This window comes from Mycobacterium haemophilum DSM 44634 (assembly GCF_000340435.2).
Lineage (GTDB): Bacteria > Actinomycetota > Actinomycetes > Mycobacteriales > Mycobacteriaceae > Mycobacterium > Mycobacterium haemophilum.
Genome location: NZ_CP011883.2, coordinates 2,070,983 through 2,094,780 on the forward strand (window position 1 = coordinate 2,070,983; position 23,798 = coordinate 2,094,780).

General features: G+C 65.2%; 11 protein-coding genes and 1 pseudogene. All 12 read left to right on the top strand.

The window, feature by feature from the left end:
• Positions 1–70 precede the first annotated feature (70 nt).
• The 12 genes and pseudogenes from B586_RS09825 to B586_RS09880 all read left to right on the top strand — a co-directional run bounded on the left by B586_RS09825 (position 71) and on the right by B586_RS09880 (position 23,666).
• On the top strand, positions 71–1,045 hold the full coding sequence (locus B586_RS09825) for a PE family protein (protein WP_054880054.1): 975 nt from the start codon (positions 71–73) through the stop codon (positions 1,043–1,045).
• Positions 1,046–1,154: 109 nt separating this feature from the next.
• A pseudogene (gene argC / locus B586_RS09830) lies at positions 1,155–2,214 on the top strand (N-acetyl-gamma-glutamyl-phosphate reductase).
• A complete protein-coding gene (gene argJ / locus B586_RS09835) occupies positions 2,211–3,425 on the top strand; it encodes a bifunctional glutamate N-acetyltransferase/amino-acid acetyltransferase ArgJ (RefSeq protein WP_047313964.1) in 1,215 nt (404 codons plus the stop codon). Before argC ends, argJ begins: the two are co-directional and overlap by 4 nt.
• Positions 3,422–4,351, top strand: a complete 930-nt coding sequence (gene argB / locus B586_RS09840) for an acetylglutamate kinase (RefSeq protein ID WP_047316957.1) — start codon at positions 3,422–3,424, stop codon at positions 4,349–4,351. The genes argJ and argB overlap by 4 nt, the downstream gene beginning before the upstream one ends.
• Positions 4,352–4,356: 5 nt before the next feature.
• A complete protein-coding gene (locus tag B586_RS09845; RefSeq protein WP_054880985.1) occupies positions 4,357–5,559 on the top strand; it encodes an acetylornithine transaminase in 1,203 nt (400 codons plus the stop codon).
• A gap of 47 nt (positions 5,560–5,606) precedes the next feature.
• Complete coding sequence (gene argF / locus B586_RS09850) at positions 5,607–6,542, top strand: ornithine carbamoyltransferase (RefSeq protein ID WP_054880053.1); 936 nt, start codon at positions 5,607–5,609, stop codon at positions 6,540–6,542.
• A complete protein-coding gene (locus B586_RS09855; protein ID WP_054880052.1) occupies positions 6,535–7,041 on the top strand; it encodes an arginine repressor in 507 nt (168 codons plus the stop codon). Before argF ends, B586_RS09855 begins: the two co-directional genes overlap by 8 nt.
• A 16-nt stretch (positions 7,042–7,057) precedes the next feature.
• Positions 7,058–8,254 carry an argininosuccinate synthase gene (locus B586_RS09860; RefSeq protein ID WP_047313968.1) on the top strand — a complete coding sequence of 399 codons (1,197 nt, stop codon included), beginning with the start codon at positions 7,058–7,060 and terminating at the stop codon, positions 8,252–8,254.
• A 70-nt stretch (positions 8,255–8,324) separates the two neighbouring features.
• A complete protein-coding gene (gene argH, locus B586_RS09865; RefSeq protein WP_054880051.1) occupies positions 8,325–9,722 on the top strand; it encodes an argininosuccinate lyase in 1,398 nt (465 codons plus the stop codon).
• A 123-nt stretch (positions 9,723–9,845) separates the two neighbouring features.
• Positions 9,846–10,907 carry a type III polyketide synthase gene (locus B586_RS09870; protein ID WP_054880050.1) on the top strand — a complete coding sequence of 354 codons (1,062 nt, stop codon included), beginning with the start codon at positions 9,846–9,848 and terminating at the stop codon, positions 10,905–10,907.
• Positions 10,908–10,917: 10 nt separating this feature from the next.
• Complete coding sequence (locus B586_RS09875) at positions 10,918–17,256, top strand: type I polyketide synthase (RefSeq protein WP_082607575.1); 6,339 nt, start codon at positions 10,918–10,920, stop codon at positions 17,254–17,256.
• Positions 17,257–17,276: 20 nt separating this feature from the next.
• A complete protein-coding gene (locus B586_RS09880; RefSeq protein ID WP_054880049.1) occupies positions 17,277–23,666 on the top strand; it encodes a type I polyketide synthase in 6,390 nt (2,129 codons plus the stop codon).
• The last annotated feature ends 132 nt before the right edge of the window (positions 23,667–23,798 follow it).

Here is a 23,798-nt window from a genome sequence, read left to right on the forward strand (position 1 = left end):
ATTTCATTTACTGTCAGTATGCCTTGATTGCCGTCGGGTGATAGCCGTAGTGAGTCGAGGGGAACTGGATATGTCGTTCCTGAGTGTGATGCCGGAGCAGATCGAGTCTGCGGCTCAAGGTTTAGTAGGTATTCGCTCGGCGCTGGCCGAGTCGTCCGCGGCTGCCGCGGCACCCACGACAGCGCTGGTCGCTGCTGCCGAGGACGAGATATCGGCTGCGATCGCGACGCTGTTCGGCGACTTCGGCCGAGAGTTTCAAGTTCTCAACGCCCAAGCGGCCGCGTTTCATGATGAGTTTGTCAAGTTGTTGCAGGCTGGCGTGGACGCCTATCTCAGCACCGAAGCCGCCAGCGTTGCAGCTGGGCTTGCTGTGCTGCAGAACGCCGGTGCAGGGCTGGTTCAAGGTGGCGCCGACCTTGTGGCGTTCGGACAGGATGTGGCCGCCAGGCTTGCGGGCGCGCTACAGGCCGCCCAGCCTGCGCTCGCTGAGGCTGCTAGTGAGTTGGCGACGGCTGGGCAGATCGCTTTTGCTGGGGTCATACAGCTGCAACCCGTCGTTGTCGACCTTATGCAGGCCGGCAGTGCCTTCGCGTCGGCTGGGACGGGTGCTGTTACTGGGCTCACTGCGCTGCAGAGCGCCGCTGTTAACCTCGTTCAAGGTACCGGATTCGTTGCGCTGGCTGGGGTGAGCGCGGTGTCTGGACTTGGTCTGTTGGGCGGCGCGGTTGTGCAGCTCTTTTCGCCCGCCATTGGGTTGGCTATTCCGAGTGCCCTGGGTGGACTTGGTCTGCTGGGGACCGCCGGTGTTGAGTTTGTGCTTGGTGTTAACAACTTGCTAGCGGTTGCGCCGGCTGTTACTACGGGGTTCGTTGCGCTGCAGGGTGCCTATACCAGCTTTTCTCAGGGGGTTAATTACCTGATGTTGGCTGGGCAGGACGCTGCCCCCGGGTTAGCGACGTTGCAGATCGCCGGTGCTCATGTTGTTCAGGCTGTCGGCGACGTCAAGATGGCCGCGGATGATGCTGTCGCAGCATTAGGGTTCTAGGCCGGCAGTCGTCCGCAGACGGCCGCGTACCGGATCGCGGCTTGGCCGCTCGAACGGCGATCCGAGCTCCGCGACCGGGCGGAATGGATTTGCAAACTTATGCATAATCATGCAGAATCGACGAAATGGCCCACGTGATAAGGGTGGCGGTTGCCGGTGCCAGTGGTTACGCGGGCGGCGAGATCCTTCGGCTGCTGCTCGGGCATCCGGCGTACGCCGACGACCGGCTGACGATCGGCGCGCTGACCGCCGCGGCCAGTTCGGGTGACATGCTTGGCGAGCACCATCCGCACCTGACGCCGCTGGCTCAGCGAGTACTCGAACCTACCGAGCCGACCGTGCTGGCTGGCCACGACGTGGTTTTTCTTGGCTTGCCGCATGGACATTCGGCGGCGTTGGCCGAACGACTGGGCCCAGAAACCTTGATCATCGACTGCGGTGCGGACTTCCGGCTCACCGACGCCGACGCCTGGGGTCGGTTCTACGGCTCCCCGCATGCCGGCAGTTGGCCATACGGGTTGCCGGAGCTGCCCGGCGGCCGGGAGCGGCTACAAGGGGCGCGCCGCATCGCGGTTCCCGGCTGCTATCCGACGGCCGCACTACTGGCGTTGCTACCCGCGATGGCTGAGGACCTTATCGAACCCGCCGTGACAGTGGTGGCGGTGAGTGGCACCTCCGGAGCCGGCCGCGCGACCACGACCGAGTTGCTCGGCTCAGAGGTCATCGGGTCGGCGCGGGCCTACAACATTGGCGGCACCCACCGGCACACCCCCGAGATCGCGCAGGGGCTGCGGACGGTGACCGACCGCGCGGTCACTGTGTCCTTCACCCCGGTGCTCATCCCTGCCTCCCGCGGCATCCTGGCCACCTGCACCGCGCGCACCTCCTCGCCGCTCTCGCAGCTGCGCGCAGCGTACGAAAAGGCCTACCACGCAGAGCCGTTCGTCTACCTGATGCCCGAGGGGCAGCTGCCCCGTACCGGCGCGGTGATCGGCAGCAATGCGGCGCATATCGCTGTCGCGGTAGACGAGGTGGCTGAGACGTTCATCGCGATCTCGGCGATCGACAATCTCGTCAAGGGCACCGCTGGCGCCGCTGTGCAGTCGATGAACCTAGCCCTGGGTTGGCCGGAAACAGAGGGGCTTTCAGTGGTTGGGGTGGCGCCGTGACGGAAATAGCCAATGAGACGCGGCTGCTCCGTGCACAGGGCGTCACCGCCCCTGAGGGCTTTCGGGCCGCCGGCATCGCTGCCGGGATCAAGGCATCGGGGGCCCCCGACCTTGCCCTGGTTTTCAACGAGGGCCCCGACTATGCGGCCGCCGGAGTAGTCACCCGCAACAAGGTCAAGGCTGCGCCGGTGTTGTGGACACAGCAGGTGCTGAGCACCGGTCAGCTGCGCGCGGTGATCCTCAATTCCGGTGGCGCTAACGCCTGCACCGGACCCGCGGGCTTCCAGGACGCGCACGCCACCGCGGAGGCCGTGGCCACAGCATTGTCGGATTGGGGAACCGAGACCGGGGCGATCGAGGTTGCCGTCTGCTCCACCGGGCTGATCGGCGACCGGTTGCCGATGGACAAAGTGCTCGCTGGTGTCCGTGCGATCGTGCACGAGATGGCTGGCGGGCTGACCGGAGGTGATGACGCCGCCCACGCCATCATGACCACCGACACCGTGCCCAAACAGGTTGCGCTGCACCATCGCAACGAGTGGACGGTAGGCGGAATGGCCAAAGGTGCGGGCATGCTGGCGCCGTCATTGGCCACCATGCTGTGTGTGCTCACCACCGACGCGGTCGTCGAGCCGGCGGCACTTGATCAGGCGCTGCGCTGCGCCACCGCCCACACATTTGACCGACTCGACATTGATGGCTGCTGTTCCACCAACGACACTGTGCTGCTGTTGGCGTCGGGCGCCAGCGGGATCGCCCCGCCGCAGGCTGATCTCGACGACGCGGTGCTGCGGGTCTGCGATGATCTGTGCGCTCAGCTACAAGCCGACGCCGAGGGCGTCACCAAGCGCGTCACCGTGACGGTGACCGGCGCGGCCACGGATGACGATGCGCTGGCCGCCGCTCGGGTGATCGCCCGCGACAGCCTGGTCAAGACCGCGGTGTTCGGGTCGGACCCCAACTGGGGGCGGGTACTCGCGGCCGTCGGTACGGCACCGGTCATCCTCGACCCTGATCGAATCTGTGTGTCGTTCAACGGTTCTGCGGTGTGCATAGACGGAGTCGGTGCTCCGGGTGCGCGTGAGGTGGACCTCTCAGCAGCGGACATCGATATTACCGTCGACCTCCGCGTCGGCGACGCCTCTGCCACCATCCGCACCACCGACCTGTCGCACGCCTACGTCGAAGAGAATTCGGCCTACAGCTCGTGACCAGCAAAGCCGACGCGCTGCCCACCCAGGTTAAGGCGCAGGTCTTGGCCGAAGCCTTGCCCTGGCTGAAGCAGTTGCACGGCAAGGTCGTCGTGGTTAAATACGGCGGCAACGCCATGACCGACGACACGCTGCGGCATGCGTTCGCCGCCGACATGGCGTTTCTGCGTAACTGCGGTATCCATCCGGTCGTCGTGCACGGTGGCGGGCCACAGATCACCGCCATGCTGCGCCGGCTGGGCATTGAAGGTGACTTTAAGGGTGGCTTCCGGGTCACCACACCGGAAGTGCTCGACGTTGCGCGGATGGTGTTGTTCGGGCAGGTGGGCCGCGAACTGGTCAACCTGATCAACGCGCACGGGCCCTACGCGGTGGGCATCACCGGCGAGGATGCACAACTTTTCACTGCCGTGCGGCGCAGCGTTACTGTCGACGGCGTGGCGACCGACATCGGCCTGGTTGGAGACGTCGATCAGGTCAACACCGCCGCGGTGCTCGATCTGATTTCCGCCCGCCGTATCCCGGTGGTGTCGACGCTGGCGCCAGCTGGCGACGGCGTGGTGCACAACATCAACGCCGACACCGCTGCCGCGGCGCTGGCCGAAGCTCTGGGAGCCGAAAAACTGTTGATGCTCACCGATGTCGAGGGCTTGTACACCCGCTGGCCAGACCGGGATTCGCTGGTCAGCGAAATCGACTCTGCCGCATTGGCGCAACTGCTACCCACATTGGAGGCGGGCATGATTCCCAAGGTTGAAGCGTGTCTGCGGGCCGTCACCGGCGGCGTGCCCAGCGCGCACGTCATCGACGGGCGGGTCAAACACTGTGTGTTGGTGGAGTTGTTCACCGATGAGGGCACCGGCACCAAGGTGGTGCGCGCCGGCGACGATGCAGAGCGACGCGATGAGAAGGAGCGGCGCAGATGACCCGCATGACCCACGCTCAGTCGAATACGACCACGATGCGGGCCAGGTGGGAAACCGTGATGATGAACAATTACGGCACCCCACCGGTAGTTCTGGCCAGCGGTGACGGCGCCATGGTCACCGACGTGGACGGCAATACCTACCTGGACCTGCTCGGCGGCATCGCGGTCAACGTTCTCGGCCATCGCCACCCCGCGGTTATCGAGGCCGTCACGCATCAGATGGCCACCCTGGGGCATACGTCCAACCTGTATGCCACCGAACCGGGTATCGCGCTCGCCGAAGAACTGGTCGCCCTCCTGGGCGCCGAGACACAGACGCGAGTGTTCTTCTGCAACTCCGGTACCGAAGCCAACGAGCTCGCCTTCAAACTGTCCCGGCTCACGGGGCGCACGAAACTGGTTGCTGCGAAAGAAGCTTTCCACGGCCGGACGATGGGTTCGCTGGCGTTGACCGGTCAGCCCGCTAAGCAGGCGGCGTTTGAGCCGCTGCCGGGCCACGTCACACACGTGTCCTATGGTCAGGTCGACGCCCTGGCTGCCGCGGTCGACAACGACACCGCCGCGGTGTTCCTGGAGCCGATCATGGGGGAGAGCGGTGTCGTCGTCCCGCCCGAGGGCTACCTTGCCGCTGCCCGGGATATCACCACGCGGCACGGCGCCTTGCTGGTGCTCGACGAGGTGCAGACCGGGATGGGCCGTACCGGTACTTTTTTCGCCCACCAACACGACGGCATCATCCCGGACGTGGTGACCCTGGCCAAGGGCCTCGGCGGCGGACTGCCGATCGGGGCGTGCCTGGCCACCGGGCCGGCCGCGGATTTGTTGGCGCCGGGTCTGCACGGCAGCACCTTTGGCGGCAACCCGGTCTGCACCGCGGCGGCACTTGCGGTGTTGCGGGTACTGGCGGCCCAGGACCTGGTGCGGCGTGCCGAGGTGTTGGGCAAGTCGATGCACAGCGGCATCGAATCACTCGGTCACCCGCTGATCGACCAGGTGCGCGGCCGCGGCTTGCTAGTGGGCATCGTGTTGACCGCGCCCTGTGCCAAAGACGCCGAGACGGCCGCGCGCGACGCTGGGTTTTTGGTCAACGCCGCAGCACCCGGGGTCATCCGGTTGGCCCCGCCGCTGATCATTACCGAATCCCAGATTGACAGCTTCATCGCCGCCCTGCCGGGCATCCTGGACGCTGCCGGAGCCGCAGCATGACGCGCCGGCGACGATGCAGAGCGAAGCGATGAGGAGGAGCGGCGCAGTTGACTAGGCATTTTCTGCGTGATGACGATCTGTCGCCGGCCGAGCAGGCCGATGTGCTGGCGCTCGCTGCGGACCTGAAGAAGGACCCGTTCAGCCGCCGTCCCCTCGAGGGGCCGCGTGGTGTCGCAGTCATTTTCGACAAGAACTCCACCCGTACCCGGTTCTCGTTCGAGATGGGCATTGCGCAGCTCGGTGGGCATGCCGTTGTGGTCGACGGGCGCAGCACCCAACTGGGCCGCGAGGAGACCCTGCAGGACACGGCAAGGGTGTTGTCCGGCTACGTCGACGCCATCGTCTGGCGAACCTTCGGACAACACCGGCTAGACGCCATGGCCGCGACCGCGATGGTGCCGGTGGTCAACGCGCTATCCGACGAGTTCCATCCGTGCCAGGTGTTGGCCGATCTGCAGACCATCGCCGAGCGCAAGGGCTCATTGAACGGCTTGCGGCTGTCCTACTTCGGAGATGGGGCCAACAACATGGCTCATTCGCTGATGCTCGGTGCGGTCACCGCAGGCATCCACGTCACCGTCGCCGCCCCAGTAGGTTTTACGCCGGATCCGTCAGTGCTGGCCGCGGCCAGGCAGCGTGCGGAGGTGACCGGCGCCTCGGTGACCGTGACCGTCGACGCGGATACGGCCGCCACGGGCGCCGACGTCCTGGTCACCGACACCTGGACGTCGATGGGGCAGGAAAACGACGGGCTGGACCGGATCAAGCCGTTTTGGCCGTTTCAGGTCAACGCCCGACTTGTGGGGTTGGCTGACTCGGAAGCTATTGTGCTGCACTGCCTTCCAGCTCACCGCGGTGACGAGATCACCGACGAGGTGATGGACGGACCGACCAGCGCGGTCTGGGATGAGGCCGAAAACCGGCTGCACGCGCAGAAGGCGCTGCTGGTGTGGCTGCTGGAGCGGCGCACATCAAATGACTAGCCCAGATGCCAAAGCCGCACCCGAGGTCAGCACCACCCGGGCGGGTCGACAGGCCCGCATCGTGGCGATCCTGTCATCGGCATCGGTGCGCAGTCAAAGCGAACTAGCGGCGTTGCTCGCCGATGAGGGCATCGATGTCACCCAGGCCACGTTGTCGCGAGATCTCGAGGAACTCGGCGCGGTGAAACTGCGCGGCGCCGATGGTGGCGTCGGGGTCTACGTTGTCCCCGAGGATGGCAGCCCGGTGCGCGGCGTGTCCGGCGGTACCGGGCGACTGTCCCGGCTGCTAAGCGAGCTGCTGGTATCCGCCGACTCCAGCGCAAACCTCGCCGTGCTGCGCACTCCACCCGGTGCGGCTGACTACTTGGCCAGTGCGATCGACCGCGCAGCGCTACCGTACGTGGTCGGTACCATCGCCGGCGACGACACCGTCTTCGTGGCTGCCCGCGAGCCAATGACTGGCTCTGAGCTGGCCACTGTTCTCGAAAGCCTCAAGTAGATAAGGAGATTGGTTGATGTCAGAACGCGTCATCCTGGCGTATTCGGGGGGGCTGGATACCTCGGTGGCGATCAGCTGGATCGGCAAGGAGACCGGCCGTGAGGTCGTGGCAGTAGCGATTGATCTCGGCCAGGGCGGCGAGGACATGGAGGTGGTACGTCAGCGGGCGTTGGACTGCGGCGCCGTTGAGGCCGTCGTTGTCGATGCCCGCGACGAGTTCGCCGAGGGCTATTGCTTGCCCACCGTCTTGAACAACGCGCTGTACATGGATCGGTATCCGCTGGTGTCCGCGATCAGCCGGCCGCTGATTGTCAAGCACCTGGTGGCGGCCGCGCGTGAGCACGGCGGCGGCATCGTCGCGCACGGTTGCACCGGCAAGGGCAACGACCAGGTCCGCTTCGAAGTCGGATTCGCTTCGTTGGCACCGGATCTCGAAGTACTGGCGCCGGTGCGCGACTACGCATGGACGAGAGAGAAGGCGATCGCGTTCGCCGAAGAGAATGCCATCCCCATCAATGTCACGAAGCGTTCACCGTTCTCGATCGACCAGAACGTGTGGGGCCGCGCAGTGGAAACCGGCTTCTTGGAACACTTGTGGAACGCGCCCACCAAAGACGTCTACTCCTACACCGACGACCCAACCGTCAACTGGAACACACCCGACGAGGTGATCGTCGGGTTCGAGCGGGGAGTGCCGGTATCGATTGACGGCAATCCGGTGTCAATGCTGGGCGCCATCGAGGAACTCAACCGCCGCGCTGGCGCGCAGGGCGTCGGGCGTCTCGACGTGGTCGAGGACCGGTTGGTGGGCATCAAGAGCCGCGAGATCTACGAGGCGCCCGGGGCGATGGTGCTCATCACTGCACACGCCGAACTCGAACACGTCACGTTGGAGCGCGAGTTGGGACGCTTCAAGCGTCAGACCGATCAGCGCTGGGCCGAACTGGTGTATGACGGACTGTGGTACTCGCCGCTGAAGGCCGCGCTGGAGAGTTTTGTTGCCAAGACCCAGGAGCACGTTTCCGGTGAAATCCGAATGGTGTTGCATGGCGGCCATATTGCGGTGAATGGACGGCGCAGCGCGGAATCCCTCTACGATTTCAATTTGGCCACCTACGACGAGGGCGACACCTTCGATCAGTCCGCGGCCCGCGGCTTCGTCTACGTGCACGGGTTGTCGTCGAAGCTCGCGGCACGTAGGGACTTACGGTGAGCCACGAGTGTGAATTGAGCGACGCGACACGCCGACAAGGCGTCGTCAGATTCACGCTCGGGGCAAAAAAGTGAGCGCGTTGTGGGGTGGGCGGTTCGCCGCCGGCCCTTCGGAGGCGTTGGCCGCGCTGAGCAAGTCCACCCACTTCGACTGGGCGCTGGCTCCGTACGACATCACCGCGTCCCGGGCGCACGCGAACGTGCTATTCCGGGCCGGGCTGCTCAATGAAGAGCAGCGCGACGGGTTGTTGGCTGGGTTGGACAGCCTCGCACAGGACGTTGCCGACGGCAGTTTCGGCCCGCTGGTCACCGACGAGGACGTGCACGCAGCGTTGGAGCGCGGGCTCATTGATCGGGTCGGCCCCGACCTGGGCGGCCGGCTGCGGGCCGGCCGGTCGCGTAACGATCAAGTGGCCACGCTGTTCCGGATGTGGCTACGCGACGCGGTGCGGCGGGTCGCTGCCGGAGCGCTCGAGCTCGTCGGTGCGCTGGCCAGTCAGGCGGCCGCGCACCCGAGCGTCATCATGCCTGGTAAAACCCATCTGCAGGCGGCCCAGCCGATCCTGCTGGCACACCATCTGCTCGCGCACGCGCATCCGTTGCTGCGTGATGTGGACCGGATCATCGACGTCGACAAGCGGGTCGCGGTGTCCCCGTACGGTTCGGGAGCATTGGCCGGGTCGTCGTTAGGCCTGGATCCGGACATGATCGCCCATGACCTGGGGTTCGTGGCCGCCGCCGACAATTCCGTCGACGCGACCGCCGCCCGCGATTTTGCGGCCGAGGCGGCGTTCGTCTTCGCCATGATCGCCGTCGACCTGTCGCGGCTCGCCGAAGACATCATTTTGTGGAGTTCCACCGAATTCGGTTATGTCACGCTGCATGATTCGTGGTCCACCGGCAGCTCGATCATGCCGCAGAAGAAGAATCCGGACATCGCCGAGCTGGCTCGCGGCAAGTCCGGGCGGCTGATCGGAAACCTGGCTGGGTTGCTGGCGACGCTGAAAGCCCAGCCGCTCGCCTATAACCGCGACTTGCAGGAAGACAAGGAGCCGGTGTTCGATTCGGTGGCCCAGCTGGAGCTGCTGCTGCCGGCGATGGCTGGGCTGGTAGCCAGCTTGACGTTCAATGTCGAGCGGATGGCCGCCCTAGCTCCGGCCGGCTATACCATGGCCACCGATATCGCTGAATGGCTTGTGCGACAGGGTGTTCCGTTTCGATCCGCGCATGAGTCCGCGGGTGCTGCGGTGCGGGTCGCCGAGGATCGCGGCGTCGGACTCGAGGAACTAACCGACGACGAACTGGCTGCCATCAGCCCCGAGCTGACGCCGCAGGTCCGCGAGGTGCTGACGGTTGAGGGCTCGGTGTCGTCGCGAGCTGCCCGTGGCGGTACCGCGCCAACTCAGGTAGCGGACCAACTGAATCTAGTGTTGGCGTCCTGCGATGCGCTGCGGGACCGGCTCAGTTAGCGGCCGCCCAGATGAGCTATCACCGACTCTTTGCCGGGCGGTTGTCCGCGGACTAAACTTCGGGCTCTAAGCGATCGGGTTGAACCGTTCGTCCTCGGTTTTCGTGACCAAGGGGTGGGACCAATGAGCGTCATCGCAAGTGTCTTCGGTGCGTTGCCCCCATACCGCTATTCACAGCAAGAGCTCACCGATTTTTTCCTCAACATCCCGGATTTCGCGGGTTACGAGGACATAGTTCGGCAGCTACACGCCAGCGCAAAGGTGAATAGTCGTCATCTGACCTTGCCGCTGGAGCGGTATCCGACGCTGACAGATTTCGGCGCGGCAAACCGGATTTTCATCGAACATGCGGTGGACCTTGGTTGCGAGGCGCTACTCGGCGCGCTTGACGAGGCGGGCCTGCATCCACAGGACGTCGACGTGATCGTGACGGCAACGGTGACCGGTCTCGCAGTCCCGTCCCTGGATGCGCGGATCGCGTGCCGTGTCGGGCTGCGCGCCGATGTGCGGCGGGTGCCATTGTTTGGCCTGGGCTGTGTGGCGGGCGCGGCGGGGGTAGCCCGGCTGCACGACTATCTGCGTGGCGCGCCGGACGCTGTCGCGGTCCTCATCGCGGTCGAGCTGTGCTCACTCACCTACCCGGGGTACAAGCCATCTCTGGCAGGTCTAGTCGGCAGTGCACTATTTGCTGACGGAGCAGCTGCGGTAGTCGCGGTCGGAGAGCGACGCGCCGAACAGATTGGCGCCGACGGGCCGGACATTGTTGCTTCGCGCAGCCATCTCTACCCAGACTCGCTGCGCACCATGGGCTATGACGTCGGTGCCGCCGGATTCGAGCTCGTCCTGTCGAAGGACCTAGCGGCCGTTGTCGAGCAGTACCTGGGCAACGACGTCGCCGACTTTCTGGCCACGCACGGCCTGACCACCACCGACATCGGCGCTTGGGTCACCCATCCCGGTGGTCCCAAGATCATCGACGCGATCACCGAAACACTCGACCTGCCACCGCAGGCCCTCGAACTGACCTGGCGTTCGCTTGGTGAGATCGGCAACCTGTCGTCGGCTTCGGTCCTGCATGTGCTGCGGGACACCATCGCAAAACCACCGCCAAGCGATAGCCCGGGGTTGATGATCGCGATGGGCCCCGGGTTCTGCTCCGAACTCGTACTGCTGCGCTGGCACTGATTTGCCGCTGATGGACAGCACGGAACCGGTGGCGGTGGTGGGAATTGGTTGCCGGTATCCGGGTGGAGTGGATTCGCCGGAGCGGTTATGGGAAGTCGTGGCAGAGGGCCGCGATGTGGTGTCGGACTTTCCGACGGACCGTGGCTGGGATTTGACGGAGCTATTTGATGCAGACCCTGATGCGGTAGGGAAGTCCTACAGTCGGTACGGCGGCTTTCTCACGAATGTCGCCGACTTCGACGCCACTTTCTTCGGGATTGCGCCCAGCGAAGCGCTGGCGATGGAACCGCAGCAGCGTCTGTTGCTGGAGGTGTCGTGGGAGGCGTTGGAACGCGCCGGGATTGACCCGACGACGTTGTCCGGTTCGACGACCGGTGTGTTCGCCGGCGTCTTCCATGGTTCCTACGGCGGTGCTTGCCGTGTTCCCGGGGATCTAGAGCGCTACGGCCTGCGTGGTTCGACGTTGAGTGTGGCCTCGGGTCGGGTGGCCTATGCGTTGGGCTTGGAAGGTCCGGCGGTGTCGATCGATACGGCGTGTTCGTCGTCGCTGGTGGCGATACACCTGGCGGTGCAGTCGCTGCGCTCTAGGGAATGCAGCTTGGCGCTAGCCGGAGGTGTGACCGTGATGGCCACCCCGGCGATATTCGTCGACTTCAGCCGCCAACGCGCGCTATCTGCTGACGGCCGGTGTAAGGCCTATGCCGGCGCCGCCGACGGGACTGGGTTTTCCGAAGGCGTTGGAATGTTGGTGTTGGAGCGGTTGCCGGATGCCCGTCGGCGGGGGCACCCGGTGTTGGCTGTGGTGCGGGGATCGGCGGTCAATCAGGATGGCGCCTCCGCTGGACTGGCGACACCTCATGGGCCCTCGCAGCAGCGAGTGATTCGGGCGGCGTTGGCGAATGCGCGGTTGAGTGCTGCCGACGTGGACCTGGTGGAAGGCCACGGAACTGGGACCCAGTTGGGGGATCCGATTGAGGCCCAGGCAATTTTGGCGACGTATGGCCAGGACCGCCCGGCGGATCGGCCGTTGTGGCTGGGGTCGATGAAATCGAACATGGGTCATACTCAGGCAGCGGCCGGCGTCGCTGGCGTGATCAAATTGGTGCAAGCGATGCGGCACGGGGTGATGCCGAAGACACTGCACGTAGATGTGCCCACGCCGAAAGTTGATTGGTCGGCGGGGGCGGTGTCCTTGCTGACCGATCCGCGACCGTGGCCGGTGACGGATCGACCGCGGCGGGCCGCGGTGTCATCGTTCGGGATCAGTGGGACGAATGCGCATCTGATTGTCGAGCAGGCCCCGGCGGATTCCTCGTCGGCCGCGGAAAACATTGCGGTGGAGCTTACGCCGGCGGCGGCGTGGGTATTGTCGGGTCGTTCGTCTGCGGCGCTGGTCAACCAAGCGCAGCGATTGTTGGCATGGGTTGGCGCCGACGAGGGCTTGAGCGCTATCGATGTGGGGTGGTCGCTGGCCACGACGCGGTCGGTGTTCGAGCATCGGGCGGTGCTGGTGGGTGCCGATCGAGGGCAGTTGTTGGCGGGGCTGGCGGGGTTGGCCGCCAGCCAACCGGGTGCGGGTGCGGTCGTGGGGCGCGCCCGCTCGGTGGGCAAGACGGTCTACGTGTTTCCCGGGCAGGGCTCGCAATGGGTCGGCATGGGAGCCCAATTGCTCAATACTTCAAGGGTGTTCGCTGACCAGATGCTCCGGTGCGACAAAGCGCTCAGCGAGTACGTGAAATGGTCGCTGACCGACGTCATCCGCGGAGCGACAGGTGCGCCGGGTCTGGACCGGGTCGATGTGGTGCAGCCGACGCTGTGGGCGGTGATGGTGTCGCTGGCCGAGCTGTGGCGCTCAGTCGGCGTGGTGCCCGACGCCGTCATCGGCCATTCGCAAGGCGAAATCGCGGCGGCATACGTGGCGGGAGCGTTGACGCTGGAGGACGCCGCCCGGGTGGTCGCACTGCGTAGCCGACTGCTGCTGCAGTTATCGGGTGCCGGCGGCATGGTTTCACTGGCTTGTGGGCTGCCGCAAGCCCACGAGCTGGTGTCACAGTACGAAGGGCGGCTGAATATCGCTGTTGTCAACAGCGTTTCGGCGGTAGTTGTGTCCGGAGAGGTGCCCGCGCTAGAGGAGCTGATGCGACGTTGTGCGGCCGACAACGTTCGCGCCCGCCGGATCGATGTCGACTACGCTTCGCACTCGGCTGCGGTCGATGCGATTCGCGCGCCTCTCATCGAGGCGCTAGCCGGCATCGAACCCCATGTTGCCTCAGCGGATTTCTTCTCTACGGTGACCGGTGATCGCATGGATACCGCAGAATTGGGTGCTGACTACTGGTATCGAAGCATCCGGTTGACGGTGCAGTTCGAGCAGGCAGTGCGTCGTGCGTACGATGCCGGGTATCGAGTGTTCATCGAGTCCAGTCCGCACCCAGTACTGATTGCCGGGATCGACGAAACCCTCACCGATTGCCGGCGCGATAGTGCCGACAACACTGTGGTCATCCCGTCACTGGTCCGCGACGACGGTGGCCTGGAACGGTTTTGGCTGTCGGTGGGGCAGGCTCATGTTGCGGGCGTAGCTGTAAATTGGCGGGCGGCCTTCGCGGATCGGGGCGGGCAGCCGGTGGAACTCCCGACCTATGGGTTTGTGCGGCGGCGTTTTTGGTTACCGGGTGGGTCAGGAGGCCCGGAAGCTGTGGGCGATTTGGGAGTTGCCGCGGCTAAGCATCCCTTGTTGGGCGCCGTAGTAGAGCTGCCCGATTCCGGTGGGGTGGTGCTGACAGCCCGGTTGTCGTCAGCGGCCCAGCCGTGGTTGGCCGACCATGCGGTCGCCGGGGTGGGGTTGTTCCCGGGGACAGGATTCGTGGAGTTGGCCAGCAGGGCCGGTGATGAGGTCGGTTGCCCGGTGATCGAGGAGCTGACGTTGTTGGCCCCACTGGTGCTGCCGACGGCGGGCGGGGTGCCGGTCCGGGTGCTCGTCGGTGCCGCCGGAAATTCGGGCTTGCGGTCGGTGTCGGTGTATTCGGCTGACGCCCAGCCAGGTTCGGTGTGGTTGCTGCACGCGGAGGGTGTGTTGGGCCCCACGTCGGTGGAACCGAGCACGGATCTGTCGGTCTGGCCGCCCGTAGGCGCGGTAGCGGTGGATGTCACCGGTGCCTACGACAGCTTGGCGCGGCGTGGCTATCAGTATGGCCCGGCCTTCCGCGGACTGCGGGCGATGTGGCGACGGGGGAGCGAGTTGTTCGCCGAAGTTACTGTCCCGCAGGACGCTGCAGCGACGGCGGGAGGCTTCGGCATTCATCCGGTGTTGTTGGACGCGGCATTGCATGCGATGGGGATGGCCGGGGGAGACGCTGATGAGCACACCCAGATCGTCCTGCCGTTTAACTGGCGGGGCGTGTCTTTACACGCGGCCGGTGCATCGCGGGCGCGGGTGCGTATCGCAGCGGCAGGTGCCAGGGCGGTGTCGGTCGACATGGCCGACGCAACAGGGTTACCCGTATTCACGGCGCGGTCGTTGACCATGCGGCCGGTGTCGGCACAGCAGTTAGCCGCGGCGGTGGCTCGTCCAGACAGTGGCGGTCTGTGGCAGGTGGCGTGGTCACCGATGGCGTTGGCGGGCGACGGTAGTAGCGGTCACGGTGACGATCGCGTGGTCGTGTGGGAGCCGACGGCTGCCAGTGGGGACGTGGTGGCAGCGGTGCACGCGGCCACCACTGCGGCGTTGGGGGTGTTGCAGTCGTGGCTAGCCGGTGACCAACCAGGGGTGTTGGTGGTACTGACCGGTGGGGCAGTCGCATGTGCCGGTGCCGAGGTCACGGATTTGGCTGCGGCGGCGGTGTGGGGTTTGGTGCGGTCGGCACAGGCCGAGCACCCGGATCGGGTAGTGCTGGTCGATTCGGACGGATCGGTCGATGTTGGATCTGTAATCAGTTGTGGTGAACCACAATTAGTGATTCGCCACGGCGTGGTGTATGGCGCCAGATTGGTGCCAGCCGGGGCGGGCTCGGTCTTGACGCTGCCGTCCGGAAGATGGCGCATGGCCGCCGGCGGAGGCGGAACGCTAGACGATTTGCTGGTGGGCCCGTGTCCGCGGACGGAATTGGCTGCCGGGCAAGTACGGGTGGCGGTAGCTGCGGTCGGAGTGAATTTCCGGGATGTATTGGTGGCGTTGGGCGTGTATCCCGGCGGCGGAGAGCTCGGGGTCGAGGGCGCCGGGGTGGTTGTCGAGGTCGGCCGCGGCGTGACCAGGGTGGCTGTCGGCGATGCCGTCCTGGGGTTGCTAGGGGTGGTGGGCTCTGAGGCGGTGGTTGATGAGCTGCTGGTAACCACGGTGCCGGCGGGTTGGTCGCTGGTGGACGCCGCAGCTGTGCCGGTGGTGTTTTTGACGGCGTGGTACGGGCTATCGGCGTTGGCGGATCTTCGGGCTGGGCAGCGGGTGTTGGTGCACGCCGCCACCGGCGGGGTGGGGATGGCCGCGGTACAGCTGGCCCGGCACTGGGGCGCCGAAGTCTTTGCCACTGCCGGTCGCGGCAAGTGGAATACCCTGCGGGAAATGGGCTTTGACGATGACCATATTGGTGATTCGCGGACTCTCGAATTCGAGGAGAAGTTTTTGTCGGCCACCGGCGGGGCCGGGGTCGACGTGGTGCTCAACTCGCTGGCCGGAAAGCTCACTGACGCGTCATTGCGGCTGCTGCCCCGGGGCGGGCGTTTCATCGAGATGGGCAAAACCGATCTTCGCGATCCGCGTGAAATCGCCGAACAGCATCGCGGGGTGGAATATCGGGCGTTCGATTTGATCGAAGTGGGGCCAGATCGTACCGCTACGATGCTGGCCGAATTGATGGAGCTGCTGCAGGGCGGCACCTTACACCCACTGCCGGTCAAGACCTTTGATGTGCGGTGTGCCTCGGCGGCGTATCGATTTGTCAGTCAGGCCCGCCATATCGGCAAAGTCGTGCTGACGATTCCAGGTGGGCCCGGCGAGATACTCAGTGGATGTGGCGGGCTGGCCGGGAGCACCGTGGTGATCCCCGGGGGCACAGGCATGGCCGGTTCGGCACTGGCCCGCCATCTCGTCAGCCGCTATCGGGTGGCCCATGTAGTGCTGCTCAGCCGGGCTGGTGCCGACGTCGACGGCGTCGCGGAGTTGGTCGGCCAACTGCAAGAGGGCGGCGCACAGGTATCGGTGGCGGCTTGCGATGTGGCCGATCGCGATTCGGTAGCAGCGATGCTCGCACGGATACCCACGACTTATCCACTCCGCGGAATCATCTATGCTGCCGGGATTCTCGATGACGGGCTGACCTCGTCGCTCACTGCCGAGCGCGTGGACGCGGTGTTGCGGGCCAAAGTCGATGGTGCCTGGAATCTGCATGAACTGACCCAAGATCGGGACTTATCGGCATTCGTCATGTTTTCCTCGATGGCGGGAATCGTCGGCACCCCGGGCCAGGCCAACTACGCAGCAGCCAACAGTTTCCTCGACGGGCTGGCCGCCTACCGACAGGCACGTGGATTGCCGGGTTTATCGCTGGCCTGGGGGCTGTGGGAACAAGCCTCGACAATGACCGCCCACCTCGCCGATCGCGACAAGGCGCGGATGAGCCGGGTTGGACTCGCCCCATTATCCACCCAGCGGGCACTCGAACTGTTCGACACCGCCTTGCTGGGTGAGATTCCTTTGGTGGTGGCCGCCCAGCTGGATCGAGCCGCATTGTCCGACAACGCTGCCGCGCTGCCCCCGCTCTTGCACCAGTTGAGCACCCGTCGGGCACGACGCGTGATCGATGACGCTGAGGCTGAGGCCACCGCCGCCTCCACGGCAGGCCTGGTCGCGCGCCTGCAAGGTCTTTCCGCTGAACAGCGCCATCACACGCTGGTAGGTCTGGTCTGCAGCAACGCCGCCACCGTACTGGGGAATAGCGCCGCAGACATTAACCCGGAGCGCACGTTCCAAGATCTGGGGTTTGACTCACTGACCGCCGTGGAACTGCGCAACCGGCTGAAAATTGCGACCGGACTTACTCTTTCATCCGCGCTGATCTTCGACTACCCCACCCCGGCGGTGCTGGCTGAATACCTCGACGCCCAGTTAGCCATTCCAAGTGGTGAGCCCAACGTGATGGCCCGGTTCAACGACATCGCCCGAGAGCTGGAAACGCTTCTGCGCCAGCCGAACTGGAACTCGCACAACAAAGCGCACCTGTCTACGCGGATCCACAACTTGCTGATGACCCTCAGCGCTACCGAACAACCCGATAATGAACACCTCGACGACGACATTGCGGCCGCCACCGAAAGCGAACTCTTCGCGATCCTCGACGAAGAACTCGGGCACTGACGCCCCGGCAAGGAGTAACAATGCCGAGCACCGCCAAGCATGTTGATTACCTAAAGCGTCTCACGGCAGATCTGCGGCGCACCCGGCGACGTCTCGCTAAGTTGGAAGCCAAGCAATCCGAGCCGGTGGCCGTAGTCGGTATGGCCTGCCGCTATCCGGGCGGGGTTGATTCGCCTGAAGCATTGTGGCAGTTGGTAGTTGACGGCCGCGATTCGGTGTCCGAATTCCCGGCGGATCGCGGCTGGAACATCGACGGTTTGTTCGACCCCGATCCCGACGCCGCGGGCAAAATGTACGTCCGACACGGCTCATTTTTGGCGAACGCAGGCGATTTCGATGCCGCATTTTTCGGTATTGGTCCCAGCGAGTCCTTGGCGATGGATCCCCAGCAGCGGTTGATGTTGGAGATTTCCTGGGAAGCATTGGAGCAGGCGGGAATTGACCCGACTCAGTTGCGAGGTTCAGCGACAGGAGTGTTCACAGGAGTCATCCACGCCAGCTACGGCGGCGAGGTCAAGGGCGAGCTGGAGGGCTATGGGTTCACCGGCTCAACGCTGAGCGTGGCCTCGGGCCGGGTTTCATACGTGCTGGGATTGGAAGGCCCGGCGGTGTCGGTGGACACGGCGTGCTCGTCGTCGTTAGTGTCGATGCATCTGGCGGCGCAGTCGTTGCGCTCGGGTGAGTGTGATCTGGCGCTGGCTGGTGGCGTCACGGTGATGGCCACCCCCGCTGGATTTGTGGAGTTCAGCCGCCAACGGGCGCTGGCGCCGGATGGTCGGTGCAAGGTGTATGCCGGTGCTGCCGATGGGACGTCATGGGCTGAGGGCGCGGGAGTACTGGTGCTGGAGCGGCTAGCCGACGCCAGGCGGTTGGGGCATCCAGTGTTAGCGATGCTGCGGGGTTCGGCCGTCAATCAGGACGGCGCCTCCAACGGATTGACAGCACCCAACGGGCCGTCGCAGCAGCGGGTGATTCGGGCGGCCCTGGCCAACGCCGGGTTGACCGCGGCCGACGTGGATGTGGTGGAAGGACACGGAACAGGGACCACGTTGGGCGACCCGATCGAGGTGGCAGCCCTTTTGGCGACTTATGGGCAGGACCGCCGGGCTGACCGTCCGTTGTGGCTGGGATCGATCAAATCCAATATCGGTCACACTTCGGCGGCGGCCGGCGTTGCCGGGGTGATCAAGATGGTGCAGGCCATGCGGCATGGGGTGCTGCCGAAGACGCTGCATGTGGATGTGCCGACGCCGCACGTGGATTGGTCGACTGGGGCGGTGTCGTTGCTGACTGAGCCGCAGCCGTGGCCGCAGGGGGTCGGGTTACGCCGCGCCGGGGTGTCGTCGTTCGGGATCAGCGGGACGAATGCGCATGTGATCATCGAGCAGGCGCCGGCGGGGGAGCCTACGACGGCGGAACGTGATGACTCGACGCCGGTGGTGCCGTGGGTGGTGTCGGCCCGTTCCGAGCGGGCGTTGGTCGATCAGGCGCAGCGGTTGGCGGCCCGGCTAGGCACTGACGAGGCCACGCGGGTGCTAGATGTGGGATGGTCGCTGGCCGCGACCCGATCGACGTTTGAGCACCGGGCCGTACTGGTGGGCGCCGACCGCGACACCTTGATCAACGGATTGGCGACGCTAGCTGGTGGCGAGCCGGGTGCGGCCGTGGTGGGGAGGGCCCGGTCGGTCGGCAAGACGGCGTGGGTGTTCTCCGGCCAGGGCTCGCAGCGTCTAGGCATGGGTGCTGAGCTGTCCGGCCGTTTTCCGGTGTTCGCGCAGGCTTTTGATGAGGCCGCCGCCGCGTTGGATCGCCACTTACGGATCCCGCTGCGCGAGGTGATGTGGGGTGATGACGCAAAGCTGTTGGAAAGCACGGAGTTTGCCCAGCCGGCATTGTTTGCCGTCGAGGTGGCGTTGGCGGCGCTTCTGCAGTCCTGGGGCATGATGCCCGATATTGTCATGGGGCATTCGGTGGGGGAGATCGCCGCGACGTACGTGGCGGGGGTGCTGTCGTTACCGGATGCGGCCAAGGTGGTCGCGGGACGGGGCCGGCTGATGGCGGAGCTGCCCGTGGGCGGGGTGATGCTGGCGGTCGCTGCCAGCGAGGACGAAGTGAGCAGGCTGCTCACTCCGGGGGTGGCTATCGCGGCGGTCAACGGCCCGCATGCGGTGGTGTTGTCCGGTGCGCAGGCCGCGGTGGATGCGGTGGCAGAGCAGTTGGCGCAGCAGGGTCGGCGGCAGCATCGGCTGGCAGTCTCGCATGCCTTTCACTCGCCTCTGATGAAGCCGATGCTCGAAGAGTTCGCGCACGTGGTAGCCGGGGTTGAGGTCGCCGAGCCGCGGATTGCCTTGGTCTCCACCGTGACAGGTCAGTTGGCGTCGCCGGGATACGGGTCGGCACGGTATTGGCTCGACCACGTGTGCGCGCCAGTCAGATTTATCGATGGGGTACGCGCCGCCGAGTCATGGGGGGCGGCGGCTTTTGTCGAAGTGGGTCCCGGTATGGCGTTGACGGCCTCGGTGGAACAGAGCCTGGCCGGCGATCAGGCGATGGCGGTGGTCACCATGCCCCACGACCGTCCGGAGGCCGAGTCGTTGCTTGCTGCGGTCGCACGGCTGTTCGCCAGCGGAGTGCCAGTCGATTGGGCCGCGACGTTTTCCGGTCTGGGCGCCCAGCGCGTCGAGCTACCCACGTACGCCTTTCAACACCGGCGCTTTTGGCTGCCGGCCGAGATGGTGGGGTCGGGCGGCGATGCGGGCAGCCTGGGCGTGGTGGCCGCCGAGCATGCCCTGCTGGGCGCGGTGGTGGAGCGCCCTGATTCCGGCGGGGTGGTGCTGACCGGCCGGCTGTCGGTTGCTGCGCAGCCGTGGCTGGCCGATCACGCCGTGGGTGGGACGATTCTGTTTCCCGGGGCCGGGTTTGTGGAGCTCGTATTGCGGGCCGGCGATGAGGTCGGCTGTTCGGTGATCGACGAGTTGACCTTGTCGGCGCCATTGGTGCTGCCCGCGACGGGCAAGGTGGCGGTGCAGGTGGTCGTGGGCGCCGCGGTGGGGGTACCGCCCGCTGACGCGGGAGAACCGACCTCCCGTGCGGTGTCGGTGTATTCGTCTGCTGCTCACCAGGAATCGGACTGGACGTTACACGCTGAGGGCGTGCTCAGTCCGGCGTCGCTTGCGCCGGCCACGGATCTATCGGTGTGGCCGCCGGTGGGTGCGATAGCGGTAGATGCGGCCGGAGTTTATGACGAGTTGGCCGGGCGCGGTTACGAGTACGGTCCGGCGTTTCGCGGGTTGCGGTCGGTGTGGCGCCGCGGACCTGAGACCTTTGCCGAGGTTGCCGTTCCACAGGACGCCGGGGTGACCCTGGGCGGGTTTGGTATTCATCCGGTGGTCCTGGATGCGTCGCTGCACGCGCTGGGGATGGCCGGCGAGCAGGTCCAAACTCCCCAGGCAGGCCAGGCCGTATTGCCATTTTTCTGGCAAGGAGTCTCGTTGTACGCGGCGGGGGCGTCGCGGGTGCGGGTCCGGATAGCGCCGGCGGGAGCGAATGCCATGTCGGTGGAGTTGGCCGATTCCACCGGCTTGCCAGTGCTGTCGGTGCGGGAGTTGATGGTTCGCCCAGTCTTGGCTGAGCAGTTGTTGGCGGCTGCGGCTCGGCCAGTTGGTGTCGGGCTGTTCGAAGTGGTCTGGTCACCGGTGCCGTTGTGCAACAACAGCTCAGATGTTAGCGATGGCGTGGTGGTGTGGGAGCCGGGCGCTCAGCATCCTAGTGTGCTGGACGCGGTGCATGCCTCCACCCATGAGCTGCTGGAGGTGCTGCAGTCGTGGTTGGCCGGGGATCGGGCTGGCGTGCTGGTGGTGTTGACACGCGGGGCCGTCGCATTGCCCGGTGAGGACGTCACGGATTTGGCCGGGGCCGCGGTGTGGGGTTTGGTGCGGTCAGCACAGGCTGAGTGCCCGGGTCGGGTGGTGTTGGTCGACTCGGACGGATCTCTGCATGTTGATAGGGTAATCGGTTGTAGTGAACCACAATTGGTGGTGCGCAAGGGCATGGCCTATCGCGCCCGGTTGAATCCGGTGCGGTCGGGTTCGGTGCTGGAGCTGCCGGCAGCGCAGTGGCGCTTGGCGGCCGGTAGCGGGGGCACGCTAGAGGACGTGATCGTGCAGACGTGCCCGCACATCGAACTGACCGCCGGGCAAGTGCGAGTGGCGGTGGCTGCGGTCGGGGTGAATTTCCGGGATGTGTTGGTGGCGTTGGGCATGTATCCGGGTGCCGCACAGCTGGGAGCTGAGGGTTCCGGGGTGGTTGTCGAGGTCGGCCCGGAGGTGACCGGGGTGGCCGTCGGCGATGCGGTGCTGGGAATTTTGGGGCTGGCCGGTTCTGAGGCCGTGGTTGATGCGCGGCTGGTGGTGCCGAAGCCGCCGGGCTGGTCGTTCGCGGTGGCGGCGGGTGTGCCGGTGGTCTTTTTGACGGCGTGGTACGGGTTGTCGGTGTTGGCGGGTCTTCGGGCCGGGCAGCGGGTGTTGGTGCACGCGGCCGCTGGTGGCGTGGGGATGGCCGCGGTGCAGCTGGCGCGGCATTGGGGTGCAGAGGTTTTCGCTACTGCCAGTCGCGGCAAGTGGGATACGCTGCGGTCAATGGGCTTTGACGATGACCATATCGCCGACTCGCGGACGCTGGAATTTGAGCGGAAGTTTTTGTCGGTTACCGGCGGGGCCGGGGTCGACGTGGTGCTCAACTCGCTGGCTGGCGAATTCACCGATGCATCATTGCGATTGCTGGCTAACGGTGGGTGTTTCATTGAGATGGGCAAGACCGATCTTCGCGATCCCGGGGCCATCGCCGCCGAGCATGTTGGCGTGCGGTATCAGGCGTTTGATCTGATGGAGGCCGGCTCGCAACATATCCAGGACATGTTGGCTGAGCTGGTCGGGTTGTTTGAGGCCGAGGTATTGCATCCGCTGCCGCTGAAGGTCTGGGATGTGCGTCACGCCGCTGAGGCTTACCGGTTTGTGAGTCAGGCTCGTCATGTCGGCAAGGTGGTGTTGACCCTGCCCGATAGGTCCGGCGGTGGGCTGGCGGCGGGCACGGTGTTGATCACCGGTGGTACCGGGATGGTGGGCGGGCTCTTGGCTCGTCACATGGTGAATCAGTACGGGGTGCGTCACCTGGTCTTGGCCAGTCGGCGTGGCCAGGCAGCCGAGGGTGCCGATGAGTTGGTGGCTGATCTGGTGCAAGCCGGCGCCCAGGTACAGGTGGTGGCCTGTGATGTCGCTGATCGTGCGGCGCTGGCGGAGTTGTTGGCAACGCTGCCCGAGCTGTATCCGTTGACCGGGGTGATTCATGCCGCCGGGGTACTCGATGATGCGGTGATTGGGTCATTGACGCCCGATCGGATGGATACGGTGTTGCGGGCCAAGGTAGCTGCGGCGTGGAATCTGCATGAGCTGACCCAGGGCATGGGGTTGTCGATGTTCGTGATGTTTTCGTCGATGGCCGGAATCGTGGGTGCCCCGGGGCAAGGGAACTACGCGGCCGCCAACAGTTTCCTTGACGGCCTTGCCGAGCGTCGGTGTGCCGGCGGCCTGCCCGGATTATCGGTGGCCTGGGGGCTGTGGGACCAAGCGTCGGCGATGACACAGCACCTCAACGAGCGCGACAAAGCCCGAATGCGCCGGGTCGGGTTGGCACCGTTGTCCAACCAGCAAGCGCTCGAATTGTTTGATACCGCACTGGCGGTCGAGCATCCCGTGCTGGTGGCCACCCATCTCGATACGGCCGCACTCACCAGCAACCGGGCCGCCTTACCCGCGCTGTTGAGTCAATTAGCGAGCCGCCCCGCACGACGGGTCATCGACCACGCCGACATGACGAACGCATCGGTGACGGGCTTGCGGGCGCGGCTAGCGAGCCTGACTGTCGAGCGGCGACACCGCGAGTTGGTGGACTTGGTATGCAGTAATGCCGCCGTGGTGCTCGGACATAGCGCGTCAGACATCAACGCCGAACACGCTTTCCAAGACCTCGGGTTTGACTCGCTGACCGCTGTTGAGTTGCGCAATCGTATGAAAACTGCTACTGGGCTTACTCTTTCGCCCACCGTAATCTTCGACTGCCCCACGCCCGCCGCCCTGGCCGAACACCTCGAGACCCAACTGGGCGCCGGTACCACCAATGATCCGCCGGACCGGATGGCTCGCTTCAACGACGTCGCCCGCGAACTCCAAACGCTGATCGATCAGCCTGACTGGAATACCGAAGATAAACAACGTCTGACCGCTCGCCTGCAGAACATGCTAACTGCCCTGACGACGATGTCTCCCCCCGATCCCATCGACACCTTCGACGACCTCAATACCGCCACTGAAGGCCAACTCTTTGCGATCTTGGACGACGAACTCGGGCCCTGACGCCTAACTTTTGCATGACGAAACCGGTGCTCGCGGATCGGATTACGCGAAAGCGTCAGCGCTGAAAATTGGACAGATGTTGAATATTAAAGAGTTTCATAAAACTTCGAATATTGATTTAAGTCGCTAGGC